Source organism: Geojedonia litorea, assembly GCF_042654525.1.
Taxonomy (GTDB): domain Bacteria; phylum Bacteroidota; class Bacteroidia; order Flavobacteriales; family Flavobacteriaceae; genus Geojedonia; species Geojedonia litorea.
In genome coordinates this window covers 348,948-373,836 of sequence record NZ_JBHSGP010000004.1, presented here as the reverse complement: position 1 = coordinate 373,836, position 24,889 = coordinate 348,948, and the positions used below count along the sequence as shown (strand labels likewise).

24 protein-coding genes are annotated in these 24,889 nt (G+C 36.7%); 11 read left to right on the top strand and 13 right to left on the bottom strand.

Annotation, left to right across the window (positions count from 1 at the left end):
* Positions 1-33: 33 nt before the first annotated feature.
* The 6 genes from ACFO5O_RS01830 to ACFO5O_RS01805 form a co-directional block, all read right to left on the bottom strand.
* Complete coding sequence (locus ACFO5O_RS01830) at positions 34-534, bottom strand: hypothetical protein (RefSeq protein WP_387960372.1); 501 nt, start codon at positions 532-534, stop codon at positions 34-36.
* Positions 535-1,062 (bottom strand): FMN-binding protein, encoded by a 528-nt coding sequence (locus tag ACFO5O_RS01825; protein WP_387960370.1) that lies wholly within the window; start codon positions 1,060-1,062, stop codon positions 535-537.
* 109 nt (positions 1,063-1,171) lie between these two features.
* Positions 1,172-2,329 (bottom strand): porin, encoded by a 1,158-nt coding sequence (locus tag ACFO5O_RS01820; RefSeq protein WP_387960368.1) that lies wholly within the window; start codon positions 2,327-2,329, stop codon positions 1,172-1,174.
* 170 nt (positions 2,330-2,499) lie between these two features.
* Complete coding sequence (locus tag ACFO5O_RS01815) at positions 2,500-3,363, bottom strand: hydroxymethylglutaryl-CoA lyase (RefSeq protein ID WP_387960366.1); 864 nt, start codon at positions 3,361-3,363, stop codon at positions 2,500-2,502.
* 69 nt (positions 3,364-3,432) lie between these two features.
* Positions 3,433-4,470: a quinone-dependent dihydroorotate dehydrogenase gene (locus ACFO5O_RS01810; protein ID WP_387960364.1), complete on the bottom strand. Its 1,038-nt coding sequence runs from the start codon at positions 4,468-4,470 to the stop codon at positions 3,433-3,435.
* A gap of 86 nt (positions 4,471-4,556) precedes the next feature.
* The gene (locus ACFO5O_RS01805) at positions 4,557-7,418 is read right to left on the bottom strand and encodes a TonB-dependent receptor (RefSeq protein ID WP_387960362.1); all 2,862 of its coding nucleotides are present in this window, start codon (positions 7,416-7,418) and stop codon (positions 4,557-4,559) included.
* Between the two features lie 223 nt (positions 7,419-7,641).
* Here ACFO5O_RS01805 and pepT point away from each other — a divergent pair, with 223 nt between their 5' ends.
* Genes pepT through ACFO5O_RS01790 form a run of 3 tightly spaced genes read left to right on the top strand, consistent with a single transcriptional unit; the run spans position 7,642 to position 10,007 of the window.
* Positions 7,642-8,889 (top strand): peptidase T, encoded by a 1,248-nt coding sequence (pepT, locus tag ACFO5O_RS01800; RefSeq protein WP_387960360.1) that lies wholly within the window; start codon positions 7,642-7,644, stop codon positions 8,887-8,889.
* Positions 8,886-9,395 (top strand): DinB family protein, encoded by a 510-nt coding sequence (locus ACFO5O_RS01795; RefSeq protein ID WP_387960358.1) that lies wholly within the window; start codon positions 8,886-8,888, stop codon positions 9,393-9,395. Before pepT ends, ACFO5O_RS01795 begins: the two co-directional genes overlap by 4 nt.
* A gap of 15 nt (positions 9,396-9,410) precedes the next feature.
* Positions 9,411-10,007 carry a YdeI/OmpD-associated family protein gene (locus tag ACFO5O_RS01790; RefSeq protein ID WP_387960356.1) on the top strand — a complete coding sequence of 199 codons (597 nt, stop codon included), beginning with the start codon at positions 9,411-9,413 and terminating at the stop codon, positions 10,005-10,007.
* A 58-nt stretch (positions 10,008-10,065) separates the two neighbouring features.
* Here the strand turns inward: ACFO5O_RS01790 and yajC are convergent, their stop codons facing one another.
* The 4 genes from yajC to ACFO5O_RS01770 form a co-directional block, all read right to left on the bottom strand.
* Positions 10,066-10,350: a preprotein translocase subunit YajC gene (gene yajC, locus ACFO5O_RS01785; RefSeq protein WP_387960354.1), complete on the bottom strand. Its 285-nt coding sequence runs from the start codon at positions 10,348-10,350 to the stop codon at positions 10,066-10,068.
* A 5-nt stretch (positions 10,351-10,355) separates the two neighbouring features.
* A complete protein-coding gene (locus tag ACFO5O_RS01780; RefSeq protein ID WP_387960352.1) occupies positions 10,356-10,907 on the bottom strand; it encodes a DUF1573 domain-containing protein in 552 nt (183 codons plus the stop codon).
* Positions 10,908-10,999: 92 nt separating this feature from the next.
* Complete coding sequence (nusB, locus tag ACFO5O_RS01775; protein ID WP_387960350.1) at positions 11,000-11,944, bottom strand: transcription antitermination factor NusB; 945 nt, start codon at positions 11,942-11,944, stop codon at positions 11,000-11,002.
* Positions 11,945-12,046: 102 nt separating this feature from the next.
* Positions 12,047-13,153 carry a Glu/Leu/Phe/Val family dehydrogenase gene (locus ACFO5O_RS01770; RefSeq protein WP_387960348.1) on the bottom strand — a complete coding sequence of 369 codons (1,107 nt, stop codon included), beginning with the start codon at positions 13,151-13,153 and terminating at the stop codon, positions 12,047-12,049.
* 126 nt (positions 13,154-13,279) lie between these two features.
* Here ACFO5O_RS01770 and ACFO5O_RS01765 point away from each other — a divergent pair, with 126 nt between their 5' ends.
* From ACFO5O_RS01765 to ACFO5O_RS01755, 3 genes are all read left to right on the top strand, one after another.
* Positions 13,280-15,052 carry an ABC transporter ATP-binding protein gene (locus tag ACFO5O_RS01765; RefSeq protein ID WP_387960346.1) on the top strand — a complete coding sequence of 591 codons (1,773 nt, stop codon included), beginning with the start codon at positions 13,280-13,282 and terminating at the stop codon, positions 15,050-15,052.
* A 137-nt stretch (positions 15,053-15,189) separates the two neighbouring features.
* Positions 15,190-15,582 carry a PUR family DNA/RNA-binding protein gene (locus tag ACFO5O_RS01760; protein ID WP_387960344.1) on the top strand — a complete coding sequence of 131 codons (393 nt, stop codon included), beginning with the start codon at positions 15,190-15,192 and terminating at the stop codon, positions 15,580-15,582.
* A gap of 75 nt (positions 15,583-15,657) precedes the next feature.
* Positions 15,658-18,162, top strand: coding sequence for a M14 family metallopeptidase (locus ACFO5O_RS01755; protein ID WP_387960342.1), 2,505 nt, complete (start codon positions 15,658-15,660; stop codon positions 18,160-18,162).
* Here the strand turns inward: ACFO5O_RS01755 and ACFO5O_RS01750 are convergent.
* The 3 genes from ACFO5O_RS01750 to ACFO5O_RS01740 are packed head-to-tail and all read right to left on the bottom strand — an operon-like array spanning position 18,157 to position 20,433.
* Complete coding sequence (locus ACFO5O_RS01750) at positions 18,157-19,188, bottom strand: 1-acyl-sn-glycerol-3-phosphate acyltransferase (RefSeq protein ID WP_387960340.1); 1,032 nt, start codon at positions 19,186-19,188, stop codon at positions 18,157-18,159. The genes ACFO5O_RS01755 and ACFO5O_RS01750 overlap by 6 nt on opposite strands.
* Positions 19,185-20,093 carry a bile acid:sodium symporter family protein gene (locus tag ACFO5O_RS01745; RefSeq protein ID WP_387960338.1) on the bottom strand — a complete coding sequence of 303 codons (909 nt, stop codon included), beginning with the start codon at positions 20,091-20,093 and terminating at the stop codon, positions 19,185-19,187. The genes ACFO5O_RS01750 and ACFO5O_RS01745 overlap by 4 nt, the downstream gene beginning before the upstream one ends.
* 4 nt (positions 20,094-20,097) lie before the next feature.
* Complete coding sequence (locus tag ACFO5O_RS01740) at positions 20,098-20,433, bottom strand: tRNA-binding protein (protein WP_387960336.1); 336 nt, start codon at positions 20,431-20,433, stop codon at positions 20,098-20,100.
* A 38-nt stretch (positions 20,434-20,471) separates the two neighbouring features.
* Here ACFO5O_RS01740 and ACFO5O_RS01735 point away from each other — a divergent pair, with 38 nt between their 5' ends.
* From ACFO5O_RS01735 to ACFO5O_RS01715, 5 genes are all read left to right on the top strand, one after another.
* Positions 20,472-21,032: a thioredoxin family protein gene (locus ACFO5O_RS01735; protein ID WP_387960334.1), complete on the top strand. Its 561-nt coding sequence runs from the start codon at positions 20,472-20,474 to the stop codon at positions 21,030-21,032.
* Between the two features lie 295 nt (positions 21,033-21,327).
* On the top strand, positions 21,328-21,864 hold the full coding sequence (locus ACFO5O_RS01730) for an STM3941 family protein (protein ID WP_387960332.1): 537 nt from the start codon (positions 21,328-21,330) through the stop codon (positions 21,862-21,864).
* A gap of 134 nt (positions 21,865-21,998) precedes the next feature.
* Positions 21,999-22,487, top strand: coding sequence for a hypothetical protein (locus ACFO5O_RS01725; protein WP_387960330.1), 489 nt, complete (start codon positions 21,999-22,001; stop codon positions 22,485-22,487).
* 258 nt (positions 22,488-22,745) lie between these two features.
* Positions 22,746-23,405, top strand: coding sequence for an ankyrin repeat domain-containing protein (locus tag ACFO5O_RS01720; protein WP_387960328.1), 660 nt, complete (start codon positions 22,746-22,748; stop codon positions 23,403-23,405).
* 316 nt (positions 23,406-23,721) lie between these two features.
* The gene (locus tag ACFO5O_RS01715; protein WP_387960326.1) at positions 23,722-24,750 is read left to right on the top strand and encodes an acetamidase/formamidase family protein; all 1,029 of its coding nucleotides are present in this window, start codon (positions 23,722-23,724) and stop codon (positions 24,748-24,750) included.
* The last annotated feature ends 139 nt before the right edge of the window (positions 24,751-24,889 follow it).

The window sequence follows — 24,889 nt, the reverse complement described above, 5'->3', positions numbered from 1 at the left end:
TTAACGTAACTGTAACGCTAAATATACGAGAAATTAAGGCTTTATGGTTTTGGTTCTTGTAAGCTGGAATAATATAATACCAATGGAAATAGTATAGGTCACCGTCATTAAAATACCCGAAAACATGACAATATATTTTGTCCAAAGCATGCCTGTCCATAATAAATAAAGACCTCCAAATGTAAGTACTACCGACACAAAAGGTTCGATCATTAAAAACAACTTTAGTTTCTTATTGAATTGACAGGTGTTTAATATCAAGCCCACTAAAAAGAAGATAATCGACATTGAAAGTATATGATTGTGAACTAAAGTGAGCATTTCTTGTTCACTTTTTTTGAATTTCATAACAGGAGCATCTTCATCAGCTTCATTACCTAAATATTGCTCTTCAATCCCGTTTGGATTGGCCGAAGAGGTTTCTTCAACAAAAAGTAAGCCTGAAAAAAAACCTATACTTAATACAATAATAAAGGCACCAATTAATAGCTTTAATTCTTTTGAGAACTCATAAATTGATCCGCTGAAATTCATTTACAACAATTGTTTTGAATGAAGGATTTTTAGTGATTTCAGAAGATCATTTACTGCTGTTGTCATTGATCTAACCGAAATTGTGGCACCCGAAATAGCTACAATATTATCTCGATATTTTAATTCGTCATTTTGGGTTTTGCCTATAAATTGCTTTAACCAGCGTTTACTACCAATTTCTCCCCCATAATCTTCACGGTAGACCAACACTTTTGCTTTTAAAACCGTAAGGTTATGATCCAAAATAATTAAATAATCAAATTCATCTGTCTTGCTCGGTGCTTTTGAAATATAGGCGTATCCTAAAAGTTGAGACGCATTTTTAATTTCGAAAAAGTTATCTGGACCAAATGCAGAAGGTAAACTCTGGGTTATATTAGAATCGAATACTTTTCCATTGAGCTTAAAACTTTCAAGCTCAAAAACCTCTTCAATTTCTTTATCCACTTTTTTTTGAATGCTTTTTGGAAGGCCAAAAGACAAACAAATTAAAGCGATGAGAATGATGTAAATCGATTTCAATTTCATTAGGCAAAAGTATTCATTTATTTTTTTCTTTGTCTTAAATAATCGCCAAATAGCTAAAGCGAAAAAAATCACCTTAGCTATTTTAACCTATTTAATTAATACAACTCATTTAGAACCATACTCCTAATCCAACATTTAATTGGTTAGTTGCACCCGTACTCGTTGCATTGTCTTTAATTTGATAGTCAGCTTTTACAACCGCTCCTGGTGCTATTTTATAACTCAAACCTAGGGTCCACTCGTTACGATCATAACTTTCATTTTTTACTAAAGTTCCATCTACAGAAGCATGCGTATCATAATCTTCATATCTTGCAAAAGCGTATAACTGCTGTTGTTTTGTCACAGGTAATAAATTATAAGCTGCCTCTAGGTAATACCCTTGTAATGCACTTCCCAAATCGGTAGTATATAAGGTATTGTACGCTTCTGTATCTGATAAACTAGCGTGAATAAACTGACCTCTCGCAGTGAAACGTTGATACGCATACCTTGCATCAAGACCTATCATTGAGATCCCAACGTCTGAACCGTCAACCATATCTACATCGTCTTCCGCTTGGGTTCGACCAAAATAACCTGACAAACCTAAACGCAATCCTGGAAGGCCATAATAATCTAATTTCGCTGCAAAATTTGGGGTATTGATGGTTGATTGTATTCCTTTTTGGCGACCATTACGTAAGCCATTACTTCCGCCTAATACTTTAGAACCGTTTACTGAAGCAAAACCATTAAATATATAAGCTTGATAGCCTAAAGAAATTTCATTAAAACGACCAGAAACTCCAGCACCTATTTCTCTCCAGGTAGTTGGTACAATACTGCCGTCAATACTAGGACGCTCAACACCATTAAATGTGGTAGGCTCGTGATACTCGTTTACAATGCCCATAGGCACTAACATTAAACCACCTCTAAGATTGACATTATCACTAAGGTTATATTGTAAAAACGCTTGTTCAACAAAAACTTCTTGAACATGCTCAAATTCAATCTCTGTAACGAACTGGACTTTATCATTAAATTTATAACCGAATAGGATCACCAAACGTTGTACATCTAGTTCTCCATTTTTTCCTTCGGGTTGATTATAGGTAATTTCACCATAACCTCCTACCGTTACTCCTGAATTTATGTTACCAGAAAGTATACGTTGTGCTGCATTTTGTTGATTTTGTGGGTTAGTTGGAATAGAATCCGGGGCTGTTTGAGCAGTTGCAAATGCTGTGATTAAAACTGAAACTGCTAAAAAAATTCTTCTCATAATTTGATTGTTTGCTATTCTTATTTAGACTTGATATAAATAATATGATAAATGAAGTTGCAAATTTAAAACAGAAAATTAGTTGTGCAACCTTTATTTAGATTAATTTTAAATAAAGTTGATCTGTCCTTTAAAACAAGTTGTAATACAACGATTTAGAAGTAAAAAATCTAGTGGTAACTTGTGAAAATCTTTGTTGCCTCATTATAGGCACTCTCAAAACTTAAGGCATTTAAGCTGTTGTTTTGTTTTGAAGTAAAGTAGGATAATAGCTTTTCAGTGGGCATATTACCTGTAAGTTCATCCTTTGCCATTGGACATCCTCCAAAACCCTGTATAGCACCATCAAAACGTTTGCAGCCTGCTTTGTATGCCGTATCAATTTTCTCAAACCAGGTTGAAGGTGTTGTATGTAAATGGGCGCCGAACTCAATTTCAGGATAGTTTGGAATAAGGTTAGAAAACAAATAATCAATACTTTCAGGATCTGAACTGCCTATTGTGTCACTCAAAGATAAAATATTCACCCCCATTTTTGAAAGACGTTCGGTCCATTGTCCAACGATATCTACATTCCAAGGATCTCCATAAGGATTTCCAAAACCCATGGAAATATAAACCACCACTTCTTTATTAGTTTTTTGGGCAATATTCAATATTTCATCAAGAGTAACTACAGATTGGGCAATGGTTTTATGGGTGTTACGCATTTGAAAGTTTTCAGAAATCGAAAACGGATAACCCAAATAATCAATAGCCTTGTGTTTAGAGGCTTCTTCAGCGCCTCTTGTGTTGGCAATAATGGCCAATAATTTACTCGTGGTTTTTGATAAATCCAATTGCTCGAGTACTTCGGCTGTATCTACCATTTGAGGAATTGCTTTAGGTGACACAAAACTTCCAAAATCAATGGTATCAAATCCAACACGCAACAAGGATTGGATGTATTGCACCTTGCGCTCGGTTGGAATAAATGCCTTTATGCCTTGCATCGCATCTCGAGGACATTCTATAATTTTAATGCGTTTGGACATAGGGTTATTTTAACTATTCAAAAGTACTATTATTTTGTAATATAGTTTACCTACAAAAATTGAAGATTTTTAGCCCTTTTTAGATGCGAGATAACGATTTACTAAAGCCTTATTAATGCGTTTTACTAGAATTGGCCCCTCATAAATAAATCCGGTATAAAGCTGTATAAGGTCGGCTCCAGCGTCTAATTTTTCAAGTGCATCGTGAACCGAGTGAATTCCTCCTACCCCAATAATTGGAAATGCCTTGTTGCTCTTTTCGGCTAAAAACCTAATGACTTCGGTAGAACGGCTAGACAATGGTTTTCCACTCAAGCCTCCCATCTCTGTTTTATGTTCTGAAGTTAATCCTTCACGTGAAATCGTGGTATTAGTTGCTATCACGCCATCGATTTTCGTGTCTTTAACAATCGTGATAATATCTAACAATTGATCATTGCTTAAATCTGGCGCTATTTTTAAAAGAATAGGTTTAGGGTTTGTTAATAAAGCATTTTCGTCTTTTAAAACCTGTAATAATTTTGTGAGTGGCTCCTTATCCTGTAGTTCCCTTAAATTTGGTGTATTTGGAGAACTCACATTGACCACAAAATAATCTACATAACTACAAAGCGCATGAAAACATTGTTTATAATCTTCAATGGCCTCCTCATTAGGGGTGACTTTGTTTTTTCCAATATTACCGCCTACTAAAACACCTTTATTATGCTTTAATCGTTCAACAGCTGAAGTTACACCACCATTGTTAAATCCCATTCGGTTAATAATGGCCTGATCTGCTTTTAATCGAAATAAACGCTTCTTGGGATTTCCTTCTTGAGGTTTTGGAGTTAAGGTTCCTATTTCTATAAACCCAAATCCAAAGTTGTTCAATTCATTAAACAGTTTTGCATCTTTATCAAAGCCTGCTGCCAATCCCACTGGATTTTTAAATGTGATGCCGAATAACTCCTTTTCCAAAGATGGATGAGAAACTTTATACGCTTTTCTTAATAAAAATGCTAGGCCTGGAATTTTATGGATGAACCTTACCAACGCAAATGTAAAATGGTGTATCGATTCAGGATCAAATTGAAATAAAATAGGTCGGACAAAAAATTTATACATGCTATAGTGTACTTTCCGGCAAAAATAAACATAAATAAAAAAGGCCACCTATACCGGTAGCCTTTTTTATAAGTGTTGTTAATTTTCTATTTTAAGGTAAAGCTAACTCTAGCGAACAAAAAGCGTCCACCAATCCCAAATTGTTGTGCCCTTCTTGACCAGTCAAAACGACCACTACTTCTATTGTTAAATGCTGCATCTGCTCTGTCTGGATAAACATCTAATAGGTTATTTGCACCCACTGTTAAAGTCAGGCTTTCGGATACGTCATAACCTACCGACAAATCGGTTACTATTTTAGAGCTAAATTCCTGCTGATTAGCCACTGTGGTAGTAGCCTCGGTCACTGGACCAAAATACACATTCCTCAAAAAGATATTCAATTTTTGAGTAGATAAGGTATTTGAAAGATTTACTTTAGTCCTTGGAACGGCTTCTTCTAAATACACCCTACTATCTTCAGGAAAATAAGTTCCTACTAATCCTGCATCTTCTAAAACTCGCGAGGCATTAATGTCGCCCACTTTCTTTGTTTTAGAAAAGGTTGCTGATAAATCAGATTTCAATCGCATATTGTCATTTAGATTCGTTTTGTGAGTAACCACAATATCTAAACCTTTAGACTCGGTATCAATGGCATTTGCAAAAAACGAAGCTGCAGTTGCATTGGCCTGCGCTAATAAATTATCGAGCTCTGTGCCAGTACCTGGTCCTGAAAATTGACCTGTATACACTACTCTATCGTCAATAGCTACAAAATAACCATCCACTGTTAAGCTGATATTTGCATCAGGTATTTTAGCTGTGAAACCCAAACTTACACTTTTAGAAGTTTCTTCCTTAAGTTGTGGAATACCTAAAAGTTTAGCAGCTCTACTATCATTAGCAAATGTACCAACTTCAACCGGTTGGCCTAGATTATTAAAAATGGTCGACGTAGAATTAAAATTTAACTGGTGCAATGAAGGTGCTCTAAACCCTGTATTAACTGCCGCTCTAATATTAAAATTAGTTGCCGCTTTTAATAAGGTAGCCAACTTAAAATTAATTGTCGATCCAAAATCTGAATAATCTTCAAATCTGGTTGCAAAACTCATCATGAAAGTTTCGGTGAAATCGGCTTCAATATCAAAATAACCGGCCACACTACTACGCCCTCTAGAAAGTTCATTTGCTGGGCTAAATCCAGGAAATACTTGAGATCCTCCTGGTCTAGCAGCTCCAAAAAAGTCTCTAGCTGGGCTCTGCGTTGACAAGGTAATAAGTTCTCCTGCACCTGTATATTGTCCGTAAGATGGTTCTTCACCGGCAACAATATCATAGGTTTCTAATCTGTATTCCGCACCAAATGCAATATTCAAACCATTTAAAATATCATCATAGAATTGACTGATATCTAAATTAGTGGTGTTCTGGGCAAAGCTAAAGCCACCAGCATCAAATGTGGTTGGTGATGCATTTTGAAGTGACGCATTAAAGGTATTACCAATGGTATATAAAAATTGGTTTTTTCCGTAAGTATTACTAAAATCCACATCCCATTCGGCTATTTTCCCTTTTATTCCTACAGAAATCGATTTGTCATTAATTTTAGAATTGATTTCAGGTAAAAACCCGTTAATGTACGCTGGTGTATAGGTTCTACTTTGGTTTGGCAATCTATAAAATCCAGCCGAATTACCAGTTCTAGAACTAATCCCTGCAAATGAATACAGTTCGGTACCGTTATCATCTAATGGTATACTTAAATTCGCAAAAAATCTTCCGCCTCTTAATTCTGACTGTCCAACACGCATATTAAAATCTCTGCGCTGCAAGCCTCTAGCCTGTAATTCGTTAGCCGTATTGTCTGGCGATAGAATATCTCGTAGTTCAGATTTAGTAAAGTTACTTCCTGTTGGGATGATTCCAGCTTCGCCAGCATAAAAATTAACATCGTCTACATCGTCATCTAGTAAGTTAGACAAATTATAGCCATCGTTATTTGCAAAACGTTCAACGGTATTATACAGATTAAAAATAGAGCCTTCCCACTCTTTCATTCTACTGTAATCTTCTCTAAAGTCGAAATCCCCAGTAAAATTTATAAAGCCTCCTTTATCGCCTAAAGATAGTCCGTAATTTGCGCTCAAGTTTATCGATTCTCCATCAACACCTCCTGTTTGCTCATTGGCATTTTTAGAAAAATTAGCTCCGCTTGTCATTTTCACTTTGAGTTCATTGACATTATCATTAAGTACAATGTTAATCACACCAGCAATGGCATCACTACCATATTGTGCCGCAGCACCATCTCTTAAAACTTCAATTCGTTTTATGGATGCTGCTGGTATGGCATTTAAATCGGTACCAACACTACCTCTACCAAAGGTTCCATTTACATTTACGAGAGAGGAATTATGCCGACGTTTACCATTTATTAAAACAAGAACTTGATCTGGACCTAAACCACGCAACGAAGCAGGATCTATATGGTCTGTACCATCTGAAATGGTTTGCGTATTAGAGGTGAACGAAGGCGCCACATAATTTAAAATTTGATTTAAGTTAGTTTGAGGTCCCGCCGATACTAATTGTTGAACATCGATGACATCAATAGGCACAGAGCTTTCAATTGCGGTACGCCCTGGTGCTCTTGATCCTAATAATACTATTTCATCGAGAGCTACTCCAGACTTCATGGTCACATTTAACACATTTGAACTCACTTTAATTTCTTGTGAATCATAACCCACATATGAAAACACTAAAACATCTCCAATTTGTGCATTAATGGTATATTTTCCATCAAAATCAGTTGAGGCTCCTGTTGTAGTTCCCTTAATTATTACGGAGACTCCTGGCAAAGGTTGGGAGGTATCATCTAAAACAACTCCAGAGATTTGGGCATTAACGATTACTGAAAAGCTAAAGCTTATCAGCACAAAAAATAAGTACTTTTTTATCATAATATTAGTTTTAAAGTTCTTATAAATATACCAAATATTATTTGGGCAGGTTTTAGACCGGTTTAATAAGGCTGTTCTATACTGCTAATTTTTAGAATATTACGAAAAATAAAAGCTTCTGAAATCACCTTATTTTGAAATTTTAGAATACCTAAATTATGTTATGAAAAAAAAGGAAAATAATAGTACTTTTGAGTAGAATTTCCACATAAACGCCATCACCATGTTAGATAAACAACGTATCATAAATCGATTTATAAGTTATGTCACTGTAGATACAGAATCTGACCCTAATTCAGATACTACGCCCAGTACATCAAAGCAATGGGATTTAGCCAATGCGCTTGCTGATGAACTTAAATCTATTGGCATGCATGACGTTTCCATTGATGAAAACGCCTATATCATGGCAACTTTACCCAGCAACGTTGATCACGATGTTCCGGTGATTGGTTTTATTTCACATTTTGATACCTCTCCAGATTTCACTGGGGCTAATGTTAAACCTCAACTTGTTGAGAACTACAATGGAAAGGACATCGTTTTAAATAAGGAATTAGATATTATTCTATCGCCTGATTATTTTGAAGACCTTCTGCTTTATAAAGGACAAACCCTTATCACCACTGATGGAACAACACTATTGGGCGCAGACGATAAAGCTGGTATTTGTGAGATTGTTTCTGCTATGGAATATTTAATCCAACATCCCGAAATCAAGCACGGAACTATTAAAGTTGGTTTTACACCCGATGAAGAAATAGGTCGCGGTGCACATAAATTTGATGTTGAAAAATTTGGTGCAGATTGGGCTTATACTATGGATGGCAGCCAAGTGGGTGAATTGGAGTTTGAAAATTTTAATGCCGCGAGTGCCACAGTAAGCGTACAAGGCAAAATTGTCCATCCGGGTTATGCTAAAGGAAAAATGGTCAACTCCATGTATATTGCTACCGAATTTATCAATGCTTTACCACGATTTGAAACTCCAGAACACACCGAGGATTATCAGGGCTTTTTTCACTTAAGTCAAATCGATGGCAAGGTAGATGAAACTGTTCTGAAGTACATCATTAGAGATCATGACAAAAAACATTTCGAAGCTCGAAAGGACGCCATGGTAAAATTGGCTGATGATATTAATTCAGAATATGAGCGGGAAGTTATTCGTATAGATATCAAAGATCAGTACTACAATATGCGGGGAAAAATTGAACCTGTAATGCATATTATTGACATTGCTGAAGAAGCCATGAAGCTGTTACATATTAAGCCCATCATTAAACCTATACGAGGTGGAACAGACGGGTCTCAACTCTCGTATATGGGTTTGCCTTGCCCAAATATATTTGCTGGTGGTCACAATTTTCATGGCCGATATGAATATGTCCCTGTTGAAAGCATTTTGAAAGCCACACAAGTCATTTGTAAAATAGCTGAATTAACTGCAACAAAATCATATTATATATGAATACCGTAATTGAACAACTTCAAACGAATAAGGGTGTGTTTAATGCACTTTTGAGGACACAACCTGAAGCGATTTATTTATGGAAAAAACAATCTGAAGATTGGTGTTTGTTAGAAATTCTTTGTCATTTATATGATGAAGAACGTGATGACTTTAGGTTTAGAATACATTGGGCCTTGAGTAAGCCTGATGAATTGCCTCCCTCTATAGACCCTATTGCATGGGCTGCAGACCATAAGTATATGGAACAAGACTATAGTGAAATGCTAGCAAAATTTATAGAAGAACGTGAACGCTCTCTAATTTGGCTCAGATCGTTAAAAGATGTCAATTGGAATAATAGTTTTGAGCATCCTAAACTAGGTCGGTTATCGGCACATTATTTATTAAATAATTGGCTTGCACATGATTATTTGCACATTAAGCAAATCATAAAACTGAAATACGATTATTTAGAACAACATAGTGGTGATCCCTTAAGCTATGCAGGTACATGGCTTAATTAATTTAAAATTTAGAGTATGAAAAAAGTAAGTTCGGTAGAAGCGTATATTAAAAACCATTCACATTTTGGGGATGCGCTAAATGTATTAAGAGCTATTATAAATTCAACAGAATTGAAAGAAACCTTAAAATGGAGTGCCCCCGTTTATGAGCTTGATGGGAAAAATGTCATTGGATTAGGTGCTTTTAAGCATCATTTTGGCATTTGGTTTTTTAACGGGGTGTTTTTAAAGGATGAGAAACAGCTACTCGTCAATGCACAAGAAAAAACAAAAGCGCTTCGACAAATGCGCTTCACCTCTTTAGAAGACATCGATAAGGATGCCGTTTTGGCCTATGTGAAAGAAGCCATTGAAAACCAAAAGCTGGGTAAGGAAATCAAACCCGAACGAAAATCAAAAAAAGTAGAGGTTACTAAAGCCCTAAAGGATAAACTAGACGGAAACCCTGTATTATTTGACGCCTTCAAACTTTTAACTCCTGGAAAACAACGAGAATATTGTGACTATATAGAATCTGCAAAGCGCGACGCCACCAAAGATTCACGGCTTGAAAAGATCACTCCTATGATTATTAAAGGCGTAGGACTGCACGACAAGTACAAAAACTGCTAAATAAAAAAGCGCCACATTAATGTGGCGCTTTTTATACCTCTTATTCTTTACTACTTACTTAAGATGATGCATTTAGCTTTTTGCTCATTTCCATTGAGATGGCCGAACGTTCAAACTTTATTTTTCCAGCCATAGTCTCGATAACACAACTTCCGTCTTTGTCATTTAGATCTACAACTTTTCCATGCATCCCGCTTTTTGTAATTACTTTATCGCCTTTTTTAAGTTCGTTCGCGAATTTTTTCTCTTGTTTTGCACGCTTCATTTGCGGTGCAATCATTAAGAAATAAAAAACGGCAATAATCGCAATAAGTGGTAAAAAATTACCTATTCCTTCTCCCATCGATACTAGTTGTGGTTATGACCTTCGTGGCCTGGTTGAGTACTTGTTTTTCCAGTTGGCTGTTGCATAATTGACGTACCATTGTTAGTAGTCGTTGTTGCAGGTGCATTAGGATCTGCTTGAATAAAGGCCTTTACTTTTACGGTTTCAGTACCAGTTTGGGTATTGGTGGTTAAAGTTACCGTTTTAGTAACTTGATTTGCTCCTTTACCGTTAAACTTAACTGTAAACTGCGCAGACTCACCTGGTGCTAAAGGATTACGGTTCCAATCTTGTGGTACTGTACAACCACAGGTACTTTTTATATCACTCACTACTAATGGCGCATTACCTGTATTTGTATATTTAAATACGGTTTCAACTGGCGTACCATCTACGATAGTTCCAAAATCATGTTCTGTTTCTTCAAATGTAATTACAGGTAAGTTTCCTGCATTGGCATCACGCTCTGCAGCCGCAGCTACATTTTCAGAATTTATCTTACTCTTAGCGTCATCTTTACACGACGTAAACGCTACTAAACACAGTGCGCTTAAACCTAAAATCACTTTTTTCATTGCTATAATTTTAATTATTTGTTATAAAATGTTCGTATTTTCAGTGGATAAATGTACTAATAATTTCGTCTATTCAAAACTTTTTAACCTTATTACAACAATCCTCGACCTGTTTTTTGGTGCTTTCCTTGAGCCATATACTCTTTAACAATCTTATCTAAAACACCATTAATGAAAATGCTACTTTTGGGTGTTGAGTATTCTTTTGCTATTTCTAAATACTCATTTATAGTCACTTTAATGGGAATAGAGGCAAATTTTTGAAATTCACATAAGGCCATTTGAAGCAGCACCGCATCTAAATCTGCGATACGATCTGAATCCCAATTGGTTGTGTTATTTGAAATTTCCTCATTAAAACTTGCACAGTTAAGCGCAGTTTTTGTTAAAAGCTGAACAGCAAAATCCTTATCGTCTAAATCCTTATATAAATTTGGTGTAAAAAAGGAGGGTTGTACCTTAGGTTTTACTTTCTTAAGGAGCTTTAAAATACTTGTATTTACAATAGGCAGATCGTCAATCCAGGTGAGCTTCTTGTCTTCAAAATAATCATATAATTTTTCGTTGGGTGCTATGACTTCAGAAAAAATATCGATCATAAAATTCTTGTCTTCATGAAAATTTGAGGTTCTGGTTGACATGTAGTCCTTATAGGTTGAACTTTCTACAATGGCCTTGTAAATGATATCAACATACTCAAAATCCAAGTACCAATAGTCTAACTTTCGGCGTTCTAACTCCTGTTTTAATAAGGGATTATTCTTTAAAAGGGCCAGTACTTCGTTATTGACAAATTTGTAATTGGGATTTTTGTCCTCTTTAGTAGCTAATAGTTTTTTTTGGGTTTTTTCTAATTGATCTTCAGCTCTTTTTTGAACTTCAATTAATAAGGAAAGAATAATCAGGTAGAGATCATACATGCTGTCGAGACTGTACAAAAGAAACTTTTCATTCTTTTTAATATCATCGTTTTCGCCACCATTTAAGGCATATAAGGTTTGCATGACTTTAATGCGGATGTGTCGTCTGTTTAGCATGTGTAAAGAACTTATTTAAAATTTAAAAAGCGAAAGCTTATTACTTTTTCGCTCTGCAAAAATACTATTATTTTCTTATTTGAAACTGTTTATAATCTGTATTTACTTCTCTTGAACTTCTTTTTTTCGGGCAAGAATACGTTCATAGGCCACCTCTACAGCTGCCTGATTGGTGGCTAGGTTTTTGGCTTGAGCACGTTCTAATATCTCTAATGTGGTGTTAAAGATATTTTCGGTTTGTCGAATAATTTCTTGTCTGCTATAGTTTTCTAGTTCGGCATAAACATTAATTAAACCACCTGCATTGATTAAAAAATCTGGGGCATACACAATTCCGCGCTCTTTTAGAATGGCTCCATGCTTCCCTTCAATGGCTAATTGGTTATTCGCAGCACCTGCTATTATTTTAGCCTTTAGGTTATATATGGTCTGATCATTAATAGTTGCTCCTAAAGCACATGGGGCATAAATATCCATGTCTTCCCTAAAAAAGTTTTGGCCTTCATAAGCGGTCACATTATATTTTGCGGCCACATAGGCTAATCGTTCCTTATTGATATCGGTAATGGTAACTTTAGCACCTTCATTGATTAGATTTTCAACTAGGGCTTCACCAACATTGCCAACACCTTGCACAAATACGTGTCGATCTTCTAAAACATCACTGCCATATTGAAATTGAGCTGCGGCTTTCATACCCATAAACACACCAAAAGCGGCAATAGGCGTTGGGTTTCCGGTGCCTCCTTTGCTTTCAGACATGCCCGTTACGTAGGGTGTAACCTCTCTTACCAGATCCATATCGGCAGGTTCCATACCTACATCTTCGGCAGTGATATAGCGTCCGCTTAATGAATGCACAAACTCACCGAATTTACGTGTTAAGTCTGGCGTTTTATGAACTTTGGCATCACCTATAATTACGGCTTGTCCGCCACCTAAATTCAAGCCTGTAATTGCTGACTTTAAGGTCATTCCACGGGATAAACGCAAGGTGTCATTAAGCGCTTCCCATTCACTGTTATAGGCCCACATGCGAACACCACCAAGTGCTGGTCCCAAAACTGTATTATGGATTCCAATTATTGCTTTTAAACCAGTATCTTTGTCGTTGCAAAATACAACCTGTTCGTGATTATCAAATGAAAGTTGTCCAAAAACAGGATCAACTTTTAAAAGATCGTCAGGATTTAAAACATCAAACGTCATAGGTTATAATTAGTACTGTTTTGCAAAGTATTAGAAAACAGCGTGCAAAAATAAAGCATTACTTGAGTTTTCACAAACTATTGTTGTTAAATAAGCACACTATAAATTTAAGGTTAAAATTTTTAAATGAAAGCATTACAGCATCTCAATAAATATTTTATAAAATATAAATACAGTTTACTTTTAGGTGTTTTCATCACCATTTTGGCAAAAGTATTTGCACTTTTCACACCACGCTTAATTGGCGAATCGGTAACCGTCATTTCAAAAATGTTAAATGATGAAATTACTATGGAGGTTTTTAAGGCTGAACTAGGCCTTAATATTCTGTATTTGGTCATTGCGGCTGTGATTTCAGGCATCTTCACCTTTTTAATGCGTCAAACCATTATTAATGTGTCTCGATATGTTGAATACGACTTAAAAAATGAAGTCTATCAGCAGTACCAGCGGCTCTCTTTAAGCTTTTACAAATCTAATCGCACGGGAGACCTCATGAATCGTATTAGTGAAGATGTGAGCAGGGTACGGATGTATATTGGTCCTGCCATCATGTACAGTTTAAATATGGTCACCCTATTTGTTGTGGCTTTGATTTACATGGTGAGTGTGGCTCCTAAATTAACGCTTTATGTGGTAGCGCCTTTACCCATCTTATCGATAATTGTTTATAAATTAAGTAAAATCATCAACCAACGAAGTACCATTGTTCAACAATACCTTTCGCAACTTTCGGCCTATACCCAAGAATCCTTCAGTGGTATTTCGGTGATTAAATCTTATGGTATAGAAGCTCAAAACTACCAAGATTTTTATGACTTATCTGATGAAAGCAAGAGAAAGCAAATTGACCTAGCCAAAGTTCAGGCGATGTTTTTTCCATCTATGATTATGCTTATTGGCATCAGTAATATACTTGTTATCTACGTAGGCGGGATGCAGTACATGAATGGTGAAATTAAGGATATCGGTACCATTGCCGAGTTTTTAATTTATGTGAATATGCTCACATGGCCTGTAGCGGCTGTTGGCTGGGTGACGTCATTGGTACAACAGGCTGAAGCTTCCCAATTGCGTATCAATGAATTTTTAGAAGAAGAACCTCAAATTCAAAATAAAGTAGAAACACCTTCAACCATTGAAGGCAGTATTAGTTTTAATCATGTTAATTTTACTTATCCCGATACCAATATTCAAGCTTTAAACGATGTCAGTTTTACCATAAACAAAGGTCAAACACTAGCCATTTTAGGGAAAACCGGGTCTGGGAAGTCTACTATATTAGACCTTATTGGACGATTATATGATATTGAATCCGGTGAAATTACTATTGACGGCACTCCTATAGACCAGGTCAACCTTGATGACTTACGCAATAGTATTGGTTATGTACCGCAAGATGCGTTTCTCTTTTCAGACTCTATTAAAAACAATATCATGTTTGGAAAGGAAGATGCCAGTGAAGCCGAAGTTATAACAGCTGCTAAAAATGCCGATGTCCATAAAAACATCATGTCCTTTGCAAAAGCTTACGACACCAAATTAGGCGAACGTGGTATTACCTTGTCTGGAGGTCAAAAGCAGCGTATCTCTATAGCGAGAGCCATTATAAAATCGCCAAAAATTTTATTATTTGATGATTGTTTATCGGCTGTAGATACCGAAACCGAAGAGAAAATCCTTAAAAACCTCAATCAGATTTCACAGGGTAAAACGACCATAATTGTGAGTCATCGTGCCTCATCAGCCAAAAATGCCGACCACATTATTGTGCTCGATAATGGTAAAATTATCCAATCGGGTTCACCCGATATGTTATTAAATGTTGAGGGGTATTATAAAGAACTCTACAACAATCAACTTACCGAATCTAACGAGGACCGATTAATCAACGACTAAATCGTTGTAAGCCTTGTGGTTGTTTGGCTTGTGCTTCTTTAAGTTATAAGAAACTAAAAGAAATAAGACAAATTGTTGGTTACTATTCTTTTTTTTTAGATTTTTGAGACGTTAACCGAAATTTTAAACAAAAATCTATGAGTGATAAAGGCATGATGGAAAAAGAGGAAATATTCTCAAAAGTATTAAGAGCAGGACGAAGAACTTATTTTTTTGATGTAAGATCTACAAAAGCTGGTGATTATTACCTTACAATCACAGAGAGTAAAAAATTCACAAACGACGATGGATCGTTTCACTACAAAAAGCACAAAATCTATTTATACAAAGAAGATTTTTCTGAATTTAATGAGATTTTAAATGAAATGACCGATTACATTATTAATGAAAAAGGTGATGAAGTGATTAGTGAGCGTCACCAAAAAGACTTCAAAAAGGAGGACCAATATGCAGATGCTTCTGATGAGAACCTTGATGTTGAAGAAACCTCCACAGAGAGTTTTACCGACATTAAATTTGAAGACATATAATAAACTTCCGTTAAAATTAAAAGCCGTTACTAAAACCGTAACGGTTTTTTTTATATTTATATCAAACTTTATTTTATGAGACTAATTTACTCCTTGGCCATTATGTTTATGGCAACAACGACAGTGTTTTCACAAACAGATTTGTCGTATTATCTTCCACAACACAGTAGCTACAATCAAAATATACCTACACCAAAATCGGTGATAGGTCATGAGGTTGGAGAGTGGCACATTACACACGACAAGCTGGTTCAGTACATGTATGCTTTAGCCGAATCGTCTGATCGTATTACGATTGAAAGTCGAGGCACTTCATTTGAGGGACGACCCATATTATTATTGACCATAACCTCACCTCAAAACCATCAAAATTTAGAAGCCATACGTCAAGCCCATATTGCTTCAACAGAAAGCAATTCGGTTGACACCTCAAACATGCCGATAGTGGTGTATCAAGGGTTTTCTATTCACGGTAATGAGCCCAGTGGTTCAAATGCCTCCCTTTTAGCGGCTTATCATTTAGCAGCATCACAAAGCAACGAGGTTAAAACACTTTTAGATAACGCCGTGATTCTTTTTGACCCAAGTTTCAACCCAGATGGCTTACAGCGTTTTGCCTATTGGGCGAATACCAATAAAAGTAAAAACCTCAACCCAGACCCTAATGATCGTGAGTATAATGAGGTTTGGCCAAGAGGCAGAACTAACCACTACCATTTTGATCTTAACAGGGATTGGTTACCTGTGCAAATGCCCGAGTCTAGAGCGCGTTTAGTGACCTTTCATAAATGGTTACCTAATATTTTGACCGACCACCATGAAATGGGTACAAATTCTACCTTTTTCTTTCAGCCGGGAATCCAATCTAGAACGCACCCCTTAACACCTAAACTCAATCAGGAGCTTACCAAGCAAATTGGAAATTTCCATGCCAAAGCCTTGGATAAAATCGGATCCTTATATTATACTGAAGAAGATTATGACGATTTCTATTACGGTAAAGGTTCTACCTTCCCCGATATTAATGGAAGCATTGGTATTTTGTTTGAACAGGCCAGTTCACGCGGGCATATTCAGGAAAGCGACAATGGTATTTTAACCTTTCCGTTTACGATTCGCAATCAGTTAACTACAGCCTTATCTACTCTAGAAGCGGCCATTAACATGCGTCAAGAGCTGTTACAATACCAACACGACTTCTTTAAGAATGCTCGTAACGAGGGTTCAAAAGAAAACGGCAAAGCTATTGTATTTGGAGATGAAAAGGATGCTGCTAAAACCTACCATTTAGCCGAAATCCTCAACCGTCACAAGATCACCTTCCATGAGCTTAAAAACGATGTTACCCTAAATGGTAAGTCGTTTAAAAAAGGCTATAGTTATGTGGTTCCTAAAAACCAAAAGAACACGCGCCTTATCAATGCGATGTTTGAAAAGCGTACCACTTTTGAGGACAGCCTATTCTATGATATCTCGGCCTGGACCTTTCCTTTAGCCTTTAATTTAGATTATGCTGAGGGTGTTTCTACTTCAAATGCTGGAGAACAGGTAAAAGACCTTAAAATGAAAAACGGAGCCGTTTCCACAAATAGCAATTATGCCTATTTAATGGAATGGCACGAATATTATACGCCTAGAGCTTTGAACCACATCCTGAATAGCGACATTAGAGCTAAAGTAGCCTTAAAACAGTTTAGTATTGATGGTAAACGCTATGACTACGGAACCATATTGATTCCGGTGCACAATCAAAGTAAAACCCCTGAAGAACTTTACAAGTTTTTAAGTGCGGTCGCCCAAGACAACCATATACAAATTAACGGTGTTGGCACTGGATTAACACAGGGCATTGATTTAGGAAGTACCGAATTTAAAACTTTAGAACCTGCGAAAATAGGCTTGTTGGTGGGTGATGGTATCTCTAGCTATGATGCTGGTGAAATCTGGCATTTATTTGACCAACGCTATGACATTGTGGTTACCAAATTAGATACTGATCGTTTATCGCGCGCCGACTTGAGCCGCTATAACACCATTATTATGGTGAGTGGTTCTACATCTGAAGCCAATGCCAAAAACCTTAAAGCATGGGTTGAAGATGGCGGTACCTTAATTGGTTATTGTGGCGCCCTCAACTGGTTAAGCAGTAATGAGTTTATGAAAATCGATTTCAAGAAATCTGAACGCATAGCTAAAAACGTGAGTTTTGAAGAGCGCGGTGACTATTTTGGTGCGCAAGTGATAGGAGGCGCCATTTTTGAAGCCAAATTAGACCGCTCCCACCCTATTAACTTTGGGTATAAAAACAATACCTTGGCACTGTTTAGAGATACTACTATTTTTATTCCTGCCGACAAACAAAGCTATAACAACCCTATTCAGTATACAAAAAACCCATTGTTAAGTGGTTATATTTCAAAGCCTAATTTAGACAGTCTGGCAAGTACAGTACCGTTTAAGGTTGGACGTTTAAAACGTGGAAAAGTGGTTGGATTTACCGATAACACCAACTTTAGAGCTTTTTGGTATGGCACCAACAAATTGTTGATGAATGCCATTTTCTTTAGAGATCAACTATAGCTTCACCGCCAACACGGCGAGAAGCAAAGTTATTAAAATATAACCTAGTGCCCATATACTGCCAACTGTACATAACAACACTACAGTCACTAAAAGCAGCCATATGGGCACTAGTGTTATTACAACCACAAAACGAAAGGTTGCCATGAATTCAATCTCCACTATTTTGGGTTGAATGCCTTGTTTCCAGATGATATATGGTAAACAAACACTTATGAGTAACAAGAACTTGCACAATACTTTTAAACCATAGGGTGACTTGTGCTTCGCCTTTTCACAGTTTTTAAAGTCACTTTGTATACAACGATTTACAGCTTCAGGGTTAAGGAAGTCGACTTGCAAAGCTTCTAAACGTTCAGTTGTGCGGTCATAATTTTCTAAAGGAATATGCGTGGTAAGTTGTCGGAATTGTTTAGACACCTGTTCTTTTAAACGTATTACACTGCCATGTTGGTCTTCACAATCACCAGCCGTCAATGGTATGGTATTACCAATATACACGGTAACGGCGTCTCCAAAGTCCTCTGCTTTAAGAAAATTAAATCCAATAGGAACTAATTGCAATTGCAAATCGGGGCTTTGGTTAAAGACTTCAAAAATGATACGCGTAAACCCCTTACTCAAGGGGCGAACACGGCGTTGCAGATTATGTGTTGCTTCAGGGAATAAGGCAATAGCATGTTCTTGTTTGAGTAACTTGGCGCAGTGATCAAAAATATCTTCATTTTTGGAGAGCTCATTCCAGCCATCGCGTAGGCGGTATACCGGTAACATACGCAGACTTTTTAAAAAAGCGGCGGCTAAAGGCTTCTTAAACACGTTTGCTCGGGTTAGAAAGTAACAAAATCGACCGCTTTTGGTAGCAATCAATAAGGCATCCATTAAGGCATTTTGGTGATTGCCCACAAAGAGTACCGGGCCATGCTTTGGGAGCCGTTCTTTATAAACCAATTTCACCTTCTTATAGTAGAAAAATAAACCAAGGTTGAGATAGGCCCTTACGATATGTAGCCAAAGGAGTTTCATACGTAAATTTTTGAAGTTTTATAGGACCAATATAAGGATAGACCCAATCCCGAAACGATATGCCATATACCCCAAAAGGCTGCTAAAATGGCCATTCCGCCCAAACCATTAAAAAAGCTAAAAATGAGCAGTAAACCTAAACCCGAATTTTGAATACCCGTTTCAATGGCTATGGTTTTTCGGTCTTTAAGTGAGAAGCCAAAGCCTTTGGCAATCCACCACCCCAGGCCTAAAGCCAGTATATTATGAAGCATCCCCAACCCAAAAACATAATGGATATAGGTATTGAAGACCTCTAGATTATTTGAAAAGGCCAACACTACAATGGCCACAAATACAATGATTGAAATAGGTTTTAAAGCTTTGGATAAGCGTACTGCTAAAGCTTCGCGATAATGTCTAAAGAGCATGCCCAAGAGCAACGGAATCCCAAGAATAAGCAGGACCAGTTTTACCAAATCCATAGGATTTAAGGCCACCGCTTGTAACAACTGTGCCGTGGGTGGGTATAAATTTCCGTAGAATTGAAAATTGAGCGGGGTAAATATTATGGCCAAAAAGGTGCCCATAGCCGTCAAACTCACCGAAAGCGCTGTATTCCCTTGCGCCAAGTGGGTCATAAAATTAGAGATGTTACCTCCTGGACAGGCCGCTACCATCATCATGCCCAAGGCGATGCTAGGTTGTGGCTGCACCCAAAGCACCAGCAAAAAGGTCAGCAAAGGCAAGGCGATAAACTGTGATAGCAGACCCACCCAAACTAACTTGGGCTGTTTGGTCAAGGCTTTAAAGTCGTTGGGGCTAATGCCCAAAGCCACTCCAAACATCACTACGGCTAATGCGATATTTAATATCCATAATCCGTTGGTGTCAAAATTAATGGTTGCTGCATCTAATGTTTCCATAGGCCTAAACTACTGTACTCCCATTTTTCACTTGCTGTTCGGGGTTGAGTAGGATGACGTCCTTTCCATCTACTGCGCCCAGCACTAAGCATTCGCTCATAAACTTGGCAATTTGTTTTTTAGGAAAGTTGACCACGGCTACAATTTGTCGGTTTATAAGTTGCTCCATGGTATATAATGTGGTTATTTGTGCCGATGATTTTTTCACACCCAAAGCCCCAAAGTCTATGGTAAGTTGGTAAGCTGGTTGGCGTGCTTCGGGAAAGTCGTTAACCTCGATAATGGTACCGACCCTTAAATCGACTTTGGTAAAGTCTTCAAATGTTATTATATTATCCATAGGATAAAAATACACTATAAAACTCAATAGACAAATCTATGGCACGAACTCCTTCAAATATGTTAGCCCTTGGCACCAAAGCACCCGATTTTAAGTTATTGGATACCGTTAGCGACCAAATGCTTTCGTTAGATGAACTTAAAGGTCTGAAAGGCACCGTAATTATGTTTATTTGTAACCATTGTCCATTTGTGAAACATGTAAACACCGAAATCAGCCAACTGGCCAAAGATGTAAAGTCAAAAGGTATTAATTGTATTGCCATTAGCAGTAACGACGTGGAGGCTTATCCGCAGGATGGCCCCGAGTTTATGAAGCAGAATGCCTTGGCGCAGGATTTTATTTTCCCGTACCTGTTTGACCAGACCCAGGACGTTGCCAAGGCTTATGATGCGGCCTGTACTCCCGATTTTTATTTATTTGATGAGCATTTAAAGCTCGTTTATCGCGGGCAACTGGATGATTCTAGACCGGGCAATGGGCTCCCTGTGGACGGCAAAGATTTAAGACAGGCCATTTCGCAACTACTTTCAAACCAGGCTATCTCTGAAGATCAGAAACCCAGTATAGGTTGTAATATTAAATGGAAGGTTCAATAACCTGGGAGGTACATTTAATTTTAAATGAAGTAGAGTCTGATCTAAAATTAGCACACCATATTCCCTTATAACATTTACTACTAATAATTGATTATTGAAGCATCAAACATCACATGATGTAAAATGCAATTGAACCATTACCTTATCGTATGGTGCGCTACGCCTTTAATGGTTTAGGATTTAAAAAAAATAAGTACATTTACTTTTAACACGATTACATTTGTTTATTTAGGAGGGTATTGCCTATTAAATAGCAATGTATGTTTGTATATAACGAGTTGGGCAACATTAGAGAATGACAGAAATCAAACTATATAAATCGAAAAAAAAGGCACTAAAACTCTTCTTCTTATCTATTCCTTTTATTGTAATCGGAATATGGATGATTACGAGAGTGGAAAGTAGTGAAACTGACCGAATTATGGGTTGGATTGGAACTTGCTTTTTTGGTTTAGCAATTCCAGTTGGACTTTTTCATTTATTTGACAAAAGACCACAAGTTATTATAAGCGAAATTGGAATTTATGACAGAACAACTCATAGTGAATTTATAAATTGGGAAATAATAAAAGATGCATACCCTATAAATATTTACGGACAACATTTCATCTGTCTTTTAGTTCCTGAAAATTTTAGACCTTCTAAAAAGAAAAATAAATTTTATAAAGGTGTTGCTAAACTGAATGAGGAACTTGGCGCACAAGAATTAAATATTCAACTCGGACAATTAGAAATGGACACAATAAAATTGACTGAATTTATAATCGCAATGACACACGCTGAAAAAAGTAAAAAAGTGGAATTAATAAAAACGTTGCCCAACACCGTATAAAATTAATTGCTAGTGCAAGCTTACTTACGAAAATCCTCGCGGATTTTCTATTTGGTTTTTATTTGCAAAATTAGGTGCTTAAACCACGCAACTAATCTTATACAAAACAGTTGTAAACAATTAAACAAAATCATATGAGATTAATAAAATATTTGTTTCTTTTTTTAATAATTATTTCATGTAATTCGGGCGAATCTGAAGAAGATACAATTGATTACTTTGAAATAATTGTTCAAGAGAGCCCTTGGATTCTCGATAGAGTAGAAATATTAGAAATTGAAGGTGAAAATGGTTATACCTTCACGCAATCAGAGATTGAAGAACTAGCTGAAATTATGAAAAATAACTTCTACTGTACTTTTGATTTTTACAACAATGGTACTGGACAATGGAATTCTGAAGGCTACTGTCCAAATTGCGAAATTATTTGGAACCTTATATTAGAAGAAAATAAAATCGAATGGGCTAACAGATCATATATTCATTCTTATTATATCCGCTCGATTAACCAAACCATCGAAATTATATGGAATATAAATTATGAAAATGGTTTTGGTTTCTGGAAACCAGATGGTACACGTGTAAATGGAAACCGTCTAATTGGGAACTATGTTTGGAATTAACTGTTTACAACAATGGCTATAATCCATTGCTTGCAACATGCTAAACCAAAAAACTGTATATTTAACTTGGCTTGATTCCTACTCCGAAAATCCTCCCACGCCCAAAAGCGTGGCTGGTCGGATTTTTGCTACGCACAGTTCGCTCCGCTCGTGTCTCGCAACAGAATCAAAGCCAAATCGAAGTTTCAGCGCGGCTAAACAAGTTAGCAGCATCTCAAAAAATACCGTATCAAATTGACCAATTAGAATTCCTAATGAATGAACTTATTCGAACCAAAAGTCAAAAAACTGATTGAGAATACAGACTATTCTGGACTAAAGAAGGTACTATCAGACTATCCTAATCTTGCGAATAAAGGAATTACAATCCCTTTCGACTTATTCTGCCGAGCGAAAGCACATCCATTACACAGGATATGTGATGCGGTTTTTGCCCGTAAAATCACAGATGATGAAGCTGTTAATCTTGCCAAAGTATTTTTGGAAAATGGAGCAAACATTGATGGTGACAAAATGAAAAATGAAGGAACCCCTCTTTTAGCGGCGGCCAGCCTTCACGCAGAACAATTGGGAATCTTCTATATTGATAATGGTGCGGACGTTCATTACACTTATAAAAATGACGGTGCTTCAGCTTTACATTGGGCAGCTTTTTGCGGTCGAGACAAATTAGTGGAAAGGCTAATAAAAGCAAATGCAGAAATTGACGAACCCGACACTGAACATAAAAGCACCCCAATTGGCTGGGCAATTCATTCCTTACAATCGAACGATATGGGAAATAAATATAATCAGCTGAAATGTATTAAATTGCTTTTAAGAAGTGGTGTGGACACAAATAAGCTGGATAAAGAAAAATACGATTATTTACACTCATTATCTAAAGATGACCCTGAATTACAAAATTTACTAACCTAAAAATAAGAATACGCTGCTAACACCGTGTATAATTGCCGGCGCCAGTTCGCTTCGCTTGTGTCATTGCTAATTAGAGCCTACTTACGAAAACCCTCCCACACTCAAAAGCGTGGCAGGTCGGATTTTTGCTACGCACAGTTCACTTCGTTCGTGTCTATTTGGTTTATATTTGCTAAATTAGGTGCATAAAACACGCCACTAATCATACACAAACACGTCAGCCCAGCTAAACACCTTGGCATTAATATGCTCAACCATGAAAATAGGATTAAATTGCTTAACTTTAAGTACTCATTCATTCTTAAATTTCTTCGATATGCAAACCAATAAATGTCTCCAACTAGGTATAGTTTTATTATTAATTTTTTCCTGTAAAAACGAAACACAAACTAAAGTTGATTCTGAAATTAAAGTTGTAAAAGAGATCAAACCTCAATATACACTAACTAAAGACCAAACACACAATAAATTTAGCAGCACTATTGAACCTATCTTGAGAGTGAAATCTGGCGCTATAATTGAAGCATTTACGGAAGATGCATTTGATGAACAATTGGATATAAACTCTACAGTTGAAGATCTTAAAAATTTTAATCTAGACCTTGTACATCCGCTTACTGGACCTGTTTATGTTGAAGATGCACAGCCAGGAGATGTTTTAAAAATCACTTTACATGAAATTGAGGTTGGCGATTGGGGCTGGAATGCCATTGTTCCTGGATTTAGTTTCGTTGCAGATTCTATTGAAGGATCATATTTAAGAACTTATAAATTAGGAAAAGATGTTACTCATGTCAATTTTAAAGACAATATTAGACTTACATTAAACCCATTCCCAGGAGTTATGGGAGTTGCACCAGCAACTTCAGAATTATTGTCTACCATTCCTCCAAGAGCCAATGGAGGAAATATGGACGATCCAAACATGACTAAAGGCACTACGATATATTTTCCAGTTTTTGTTGAAGGCGGCTTATTTTCTATAGGTGATGGGCATGCTCTACAAGGTCATGGTGAAGTTTGTGGTACTGCTATAGAAGTGCCTTTACGTGTAATTTATGAAATTGAATTAGTAAAAAACAAAACCATAAAAGAGCCTCAATATGAAACTGACGATTATTATGCAACAACAGGTTTTGGAACAACTATAGATGAAGCAGCTAAGAAAGCCACATTATACATGATAGATTATTTGATGACTGAATATCAACTTACTCAGTTAGAAGCTTACGCTCTTTGTTCTTTATCTGCTGATTTAAAAATTGCTGAAACTGTTGATGTTCCTCATATGCTAGTAACCATGCATATTCCCAAAAGTGTTTTTGAAAAAGATCATAAATACTAATGCCAACTCTGGGTATAAATAGCTACGCTGAACCTTAAGATTGCTTCGCCAGTTCGCTGCGTTCGTGTCATTGCGGTTTTTAGTAGCCGTTTAAGTGAAACTTTGTATATGAATACGGCTACAGATTTCTACGCCGTAA